Origin of the sequence: Mumia sp. (assembly GCF_028803055.1) — a bacterium.
Classification (GTDB): domain Bacteria; phylum Actinomycetota; class Actinomycetes; order Propionibacteriales; family Nocardioidaceae; genus Mumia.
This window is the reverse complement of sequence record NZ_JARBCJ010000210.1, coordinates 1-5,626: the sequence shown is the minus strand read 5'-3', so window position 1 is coordinate 5,626 and position 5,626 is coordinate 1. Positions and strand designations below refer to the sequence as shown.

Annotated in this window: 8 protein-coding genes; 5 read left to right on the top strand and 3 right to left on the bottom strand. The window is 72.3% G+C overall.

The genetic code is table 11. The features are described 5' to 3' along the window. Positions 1-476: hypothetical protein (locus PV363_RS15535; RefSeq protein ID WP_301022798.1), on the bottom strand; the 476-nt coding region annotated here is incomplete at its 3' end. Between the two features lie 98 nt (positions 477-574). On the opposite strand from PV363_RS15535, the gene PV363_RS15530 reads away from it, so the two are divergent. Further along, a complete protein-coding gene (locus PV363_RS15530) occupies positions 575-1,084 on the top strand; it encodes a hypothetical protein (protein WP_220341868.1) in 510 nt (169 codons plus the stop codon). Here PV363_RS15530 and PV363_RS15525 read toward each other — a convergent pair. Continuing rightward, positions 1,068-1,340 carry a helix-turn-helix domain-containing protein gene (locus PV363_RS15525; RefSeq protein WP_220341867.1) on the bottom strand — a complete coding sequence of 91 codons (273 nt, stop codon included), beginning with the start codon at positions 1,338-1,340 and terminating at the stop codon, positions 1,068-1,070. The genes PV363_RS15530 and PV363_RS15525 overlap by 17 nt on opposite strands. Before the next feature lie 102 nt (positions 1,341-1,442). Between PV363_RS15525 and PV363_RS15520 the strand changes: the two genes are divergently transcribed. Genes PV363_RS15520 through PV363_RS15505 form a run of 4 tightly spaced genes read left to right on the top strand, consistent with a single transcriptional unit; the run spans position 1,443 to position 5,169 of the window. After that, positions 1,443-2,144 (top strand): hypothetical protein, encoded by a 702-nt coding sequence (locus PV363_RS15520; RefSeq protein WP_301022797.1) that lies wholly within the window; start codon positions 1,443-1,445, stop codon positions 2,142-2,144. Then, positions 2,141-3,376: a hypothetical protein gene (locus tag PV363_RS15515; protein WP_220365037.1), complete on the top strand. Its 1,236-nt coding sequence runs from the start codon at positions 2,141-2,143 to the stop codon at positions 3,374-3,376. The genes PV363_RS15520 and PV363_RS15515 overlap by 4 nt, the downstream gene beginning before the upstream one ends. 9 nt (positions 3,377-3,385) lie before the next feature. Next, on the top strand, positions 3,386-4,843 hold the full coding sequence (locus PV363_RS15510; protein WP_301022796.1) for a wax ester/triacylglycerol synthase family O-acyltransferase: 1,458 nt from the start codon (positions 3,386-3,388) through the stop codon (positions 4,841-4,843). Next, positions 4,840-5,169 (top strand): hypothetical protein, encoded by a 330-nt coding sequence (locus PV363_RS15505; RefSeq protein ID WP_220345221.1) that lies wholly within the window; start codon positions 4,840-4,842, stop codon positions 5,167-5,169. Before PV363_RS15510 ends, PV363_RS15505 begins: the two co-directional genes overlap by 4 nt. A 6-nt stretch (positions 5,170-5,175) precedes the next feature. Here PV363_RS15505 and PV363_RS15500 read toward each other — a convergent pair. Continuing rightward, on the bottom strand, positions 5,176-5,626 hold a 451-nt coding region (locus PV363_RS15500; protein ID WP_301022795.1), incomplete at its 5' end, for a ThuA domain-containing protein.

The window sequence follows — 5,626 nt, the reverse complement described above, 5'->3', positions numbered from 1 at the left end:
GGCCACGCAGGCCGCGGCGCCGCGAGGCGCCCGGGTCGGTCGGGCAACGGCAGCCCCTGGAACGCCGAAGTGGGTGGCCGGACAGCAGCGCCCGAGGCGGACGAGGCACCGGATGCTCCGGGTGACCCCGGGGTCGTGGTTGCGGCGGAGGCAGGCGGGGCCACCAGCACCACCGTCCCCGCCACCGCCGCGACGACCGGCCGCCAGGACGGCGGTGACCAGGCCAGCAGCCTCCGCGGAACCGGCCTTCGGATGACGCGACAGATCAGCGCGACCCCGCTGAGGAACGTGAGCCAGGCTGTCGCGGCGACCGCCAGCAGCACGGCGACGGCGCCGAGCAGGGTATCCAGGCGAGGAGGGTACGGCGCTGTCGCGGATGCCAGCTGGGTGCAGGCCGCCGGGACCCGTCCGATCAGGAGCACGACGGCCGTCGCGGGCAGGAGGGCGGTCAGTCCAGCAAACGGTCGGGTCTTCATCGGCACCTCCTCTTGATGACGTTTGCCTACGTTTGCGTATCTCTAAACACACAGTCAACCGTTCGTCCACAGGTTCGTCGGGCGCTAGAGTGCGGCACATGCGGTGGGACGAACGGTTCGACGCGCTCGAGACCGACCTGGCCCTGCAGGCCGACGGCGAGAGTCAGGCGGAGCGCGACCGGCAGATCGAGGACCTCGCCGTGGAGCGGTCGGCCGCCGTCTCCTGGGCAGACCGGTGTCTCGGGCGCGAGATCGTGCTCAGCGTCACGGCGGTCGGTCTGGTTCGAGGTGAGCTCGCGATGGCGACCGCGGACTGGGTGCTCCTGCACCACGACGTCACGACCGACTGGGTGGTCTCGATGGATGCTGTGCTCAGCGTGACGGCGGGGACGGGAGCGCCCCTGACCGCGCGCGGGGAGGTGCAGCGGCGTACGACCTGGCGGCAGGCGTGGGCGACGTTCGTCCGCGACCGCGACGTCGTCGTCGTGGTGCTGGTCGACGGCAGCACCGTGCGAGGCACCCCGACACGAGCGGGCAGCGACTACGCGGAGATCGGCGGCGAGCTGGTGCCGTACACGGCGGTCGCGGCGGTCAGGTGTCCGCGCTGACGTCCTCACCGTCGCGCGACTCGTCGCCCTCCACGAACGGGTGCGCGGCGATGTGGTCTCGCGCGGCGGCGTACTGGTCGGCGATGTAGCGCTCGAGCACGTCGGCCTCGACCCGCCACACCCCTCGGCCGCCGACGCGGATCGCGGCCAGGTCTCCGCGCCGGACCAGCGCGTAGACCTGCCGCTCGGAGACGTTGAGCACCTCGGCCACGTCCGACAGCCGCAGGAACCGGGGTGACTCGGATCCGAGAGGCATGCGTCGATTCTGCCAGCAGGACCGCCCCGAGGTCGCGGCCGCACCGTCGATCTGTGGACAGAGGGTGGACGGATCGGACTCCTTTGCGGCATCAATAGGCGCATGCCCACGCTCCTGCCGGGGTCGTCAGCCTCGGCGACGCCGCACACCGACGCCCGCCGCCTTCACCGACCCCGCTGGACCCACCCCCGTGCGGTGACCGGGGCCGCGCTTGTCGCCGTCTGCATGCTGCTGGGCGGTCTGCTCGTCACCAACGTCGCCAAGACCACGGAGGTGTGGGCGGTCTCGGCCGACGTTCGCGCCGGCGAGCCCGTGCGACCAGGAGACCTCGAGCGGGTCGATGTCCGGCTCGATCCTGTTGCCTCCGGGGCCTACCTGGACGAGCCGGACGCCGATTCGCTGTCTGAGCGGCTCTCGGGGGCGGCATGGGCACGCGACCTCGCGGCCGGCGAGCTCGTTCCGGTCGCGGCCGTGGCGGGCGAGACCGTGGTGAGTGGCGTTGAGGTGCCTTTGCAGGTCACCGGGACCGCGATGCCCGCCGACCTCGGCCCCGGCCACCGGGTTGACGTCTGGGTCGCCGCGGAGCAGCCGAGCGCCGGGACGAGGTCGGAGGCCGCCCGCCGCGTCATCGACGACGTCGTGGTAGTCGCGGTGCACGGTGACGGCAGCGCCTTCGGCGAGGGTTCGGTGCGGAGCGTGGTCGTCCTCGTCGAGGACGAACGCGGCGAGGTGCTCCCGCGGGCGCTGGCGGCGCTCGCGGGAGGGAGCGCCACCCTCGTACGGCGGATGGGGCCGTCCGCGTGAGCGTTCCCGTCCTGATCGCCGCGGGTGGCGAACCCTGGGAGGCCGACCTGGTGGCCGCTGCCGTCGAGGCGGACGGGATCGAGGTCGTACGCCGCTGCGTGGACGTGGCCGACGCCGTGGCGACCGCGGCGAGCGGCGCGGTCGGTGTCGCGCTCGTGTCCCTCGGTCTCGCCGGGCTGGACGCCGACGCCGTCCGCCGCGTCACGGGCACCGACGTCCTCGTGGTCGCGGTCGTCGACGACGCAGCCTCGAGTCCCGACGCCGAGCGTCGTGCCGCCGCACTCGGCATCGACTCCGTGCTGCCGTGGACGCGTCTCTCGACGGTCGCGCACCTTGCCGCGACAGCGCGCACCCCGGGTGCCGAGCACGGGCTCCGGCCCGCACCGTCACGGCGGGACGACGCGATCCGACCCGCAGCCGGTGTCCCTCGCGACGGCGTCGTGACGGCCGTGTGGGGACCGGCGGGTGCGCCGGGGCGGAGCACGGTCGCTCGCGGGCTCGCCGCGGAGATGGCCGCCACGGGGAGACGGACGGTGCTGGTCGACGCCGACGTCGACGGCGGCACGCAGGCCGTGGCGCTCGCACTGCTCGACGAGGTGAGCGGTCTACTCGCGTCCACGCGCGAGGCCAACGCGGGCACGCTCACCCCGGCTGCCCTGACCGCATCTCTGCGCTGGATCGGTCCCGACCTGGCCGTCCTCACCGGCCTGCCACGCGCTGACCGGTGGCCGAGCCTGCGGGCCGCGGCGTACGAGGCGGTGCTCGAGACCGCACGGGAGCTCGCCGACGAGGTGGTCGTCGACCTCGGGTTCGCGGTGGACGACGTCGAGGAGCAGGCGTTCGACTCGGCCGCACCGCGGCGGACGGCCGTCACCCGGCACACGCTCGTGGTCGCCGACCGTGTGCTCGTCGTGGGCAACCCCGATCCGGTGGGTCTGGCACGGCTGGCCCGGGCGGTTCTCGACATCCGCACACGGTTCAAGATCGAGCCGGAGATCGTCGTCAACCGGATGCGTGCCACGCTCGGCTGGAGTGCTCGCGAGGTCGCCGACGCGGTCGAGCGCTTCACGACGTTGCGACCCTCCACCTTCCTCCCAGACGACCCGGCGGCGATCGACCGCTGTCTCGTGCACGGCTACACGCCGGTCGAGGGAGCACCGGAGTCAGCGTTCCGGACGGCGTTGTCCACATTGAGCGGCGGCATCGCCGCCCGCCGTCCCGAACTGGCGTAACCTCTACTCGTGCCCCGACGTCTCGATGCCCTCGATGCGGCGTTCCTCGACGAGGAGACCTCCACGACGCCGCGCCAGGTGATGACGCTTGCGGTGATCGAGCCGGGCGAGCGCACCTTCGACTACGACACGCTCGTGCGGGTCGTCAACGAACGCATCGGCCTGGTCCCTCGCTACCGACAAAGGGTGGCGACCGTCCCGGGTCATGTGGGGCCGCCGGTGTGGGTGGACGACGAAGCGTTCGACCTGACCTACCACGTGCGACGCTCCGGCCTCCCCGCCCCGGGCACGAGTGCCGCCCTGCGCGAGCTCGTCAGCCGGTTGATCGCACGGCGTCTCGACGTGTCGCGACCCCTGTGGGAGGCCTACGTCATCGAGGGCCTCGAGGACGGCCGAGTCGCGGTGCTGATCAAGTCGCACCAGGCGCTGGTCGACGGGTCCGTGACGGTGGACCTCGCTCAGGTGCTGCTCGACGAGACCCCCCGCGACCGTGACGTGCCACCCGACGGTTGGGTCCCCCGTGCCGGTCCAGGCAGCATGTCACTGGTCGCGAGGTCGGTCATTGACACCGCGCTGAGTCCTCGGCGCGCCGCGAGCCGTGTCACGGCGAGGTTCGACCGCCTCCAGTCCGCGGTCGGGAAGGTCGTGCAGACGCTGCCGGTCGTCGGTCCGGTCGCCGCGTACGCCGCAGGGCCGTTCAACCGACGGCTCAGCCAACACCGCCGCTACGTCACCGTGAGCACGCGGCTCGACGACTACCGCCTGGTCCGCGACGCGCACGGCGGCACGGTCAACGACGTCATGCTGAGCACGATCGCCGGCGGCATCCGTGGATGGATGCTCAACCAGGCCATGCCGGTCAGCGACAGCACGCGACTCCGGGCGATGGTCCCGATGTCGGTCGCCGCCCCGGACGGCGCTCCCACCTCGTACGGTTCCACCGTCCGCGGTCACCTGGTGTCGCTGCCCGTCGGCGAGACCAACCCGGTCGTCCGCCTGCACCAGGTCTCGTACGCGCTCAAGGCGCACAGGGAGACCGGCGTGGCGGTCGCTGCGAACACGCTGGCGGAGCTCCCGGGCTTCGCCCCGACGACCTTCCACGCGGTCGGTGCGCGTGTCGCGGAGACGCAGGACCACCACCCGTACGACCTGGTCGTCACCAACGTGCCCGGGCCCCAGGAGCAGATGTTCATCGCCGGATCCCCGATCGTCCAGACCTATCCGGGGATCCCCCTGATCCCGGGTCGGACGCTGTCGATCGGGGTGACGTCCTACGCCGGCGGCGTCTACTACGGGATGGTGGCCGACCGCGCCGCGGTGGCCGAGCCCGACGTCCTCGGACAGTGCGTCGAGGACGCCCTCGCCGAGCTGGTCGAGACCGCCAGCCCTACCCGCGTGCGCGCACCGCGAGGCGGCGCGCCCGGGCGTCGTGACCGTGCGGCCAGCCCCGGCGAGGGCTCCGCGTGACTCGGCGGGCCTATCTCGCCGTTCGGGCTGCGGACCTGCGGTCCCTCGCCGACACCGGCGAGCTCCCTGGCGACGCGTACGCCTGCGTGGTGGCTGCCAGCGACGACGAGCAGGACGAGTACGACGCGATGGCGGTGGCCGGTGAGATCGCGGAGGAGCGCTGGGGGTCGGTGCTCGTGATCGCGATGCAGGCCGCTGCCGGGCCTGACGGCGAGGTGACCGGTCCGGTCGCGCTTCGCGACGTCGCCGCGATCCACGTCGGCGACGAATTGGCGTGGTATGCAACGCAGGAGCTCGACGCCGTGCTGGAGCAGATCGGCGCCTGACGTCCATCACGCCCGGCAGAACGCCTTCTTGCCCATCGTGCTGAGCAGCCCGTTGACGACGTGGCTCTTGAACAGGCGTGCCTGCTCGTCGGCGTCCCCATTGCCGTCACCGTCACGCCAGAGCGCGACCTCGTGGCCGAGCGAGGTCACCCAGGCGCGTCCCCCGTCGTAGTACTGGCACCACGTGACCGGGTGCTGGTCGGGATGCCCCGGGTGCCCGTTGAAGCCCTTCCCGCCGCCCTCGAGCGTGTCGGGGTCGACCTCGGCGAGGATGCGGACCCCCGTCGGGAAGGGCACGAGGTTGTAGAACTCGTCCTTGAGCACGAACCGCTTCGGGAGGTCGGCGACGGAGACGTCGCGACGGCTCGTCTTCTCGACGCGGCCGTTGCGTGACGGCCCGTGGTCATAGAAGGCGGCGCCGCCGAGAAGGCCCTGGAAGTACGGCCAGTGGTACTCG

What these genes read in the sequence shown, in the direction of transcription:
- PV363_RS15530 (WP_220341868.1), top strand. Translation starts at nt 575, where the DNA reads ATGCGGTGGGACGAACGGTTCGACGCGCTCGAGACCGACCTGGCCCTG.
- PV363_RS15525 (WP_220341867.1), bottom strand. Translation starts at nt 1,340, where the DNA reads ATGCCTCTCGGATCCGAGTCACCCCGGTTCCTGCGGCTGTCGGACGTG.
- PV363_RS15520 (WP_301022797.1), top strand. Translation starts at nt 1,443, where the DNA reads ATGCCCACGCTCCTGCCGGGGTCGTCAGCCTCGGCGACGCCGCACACC.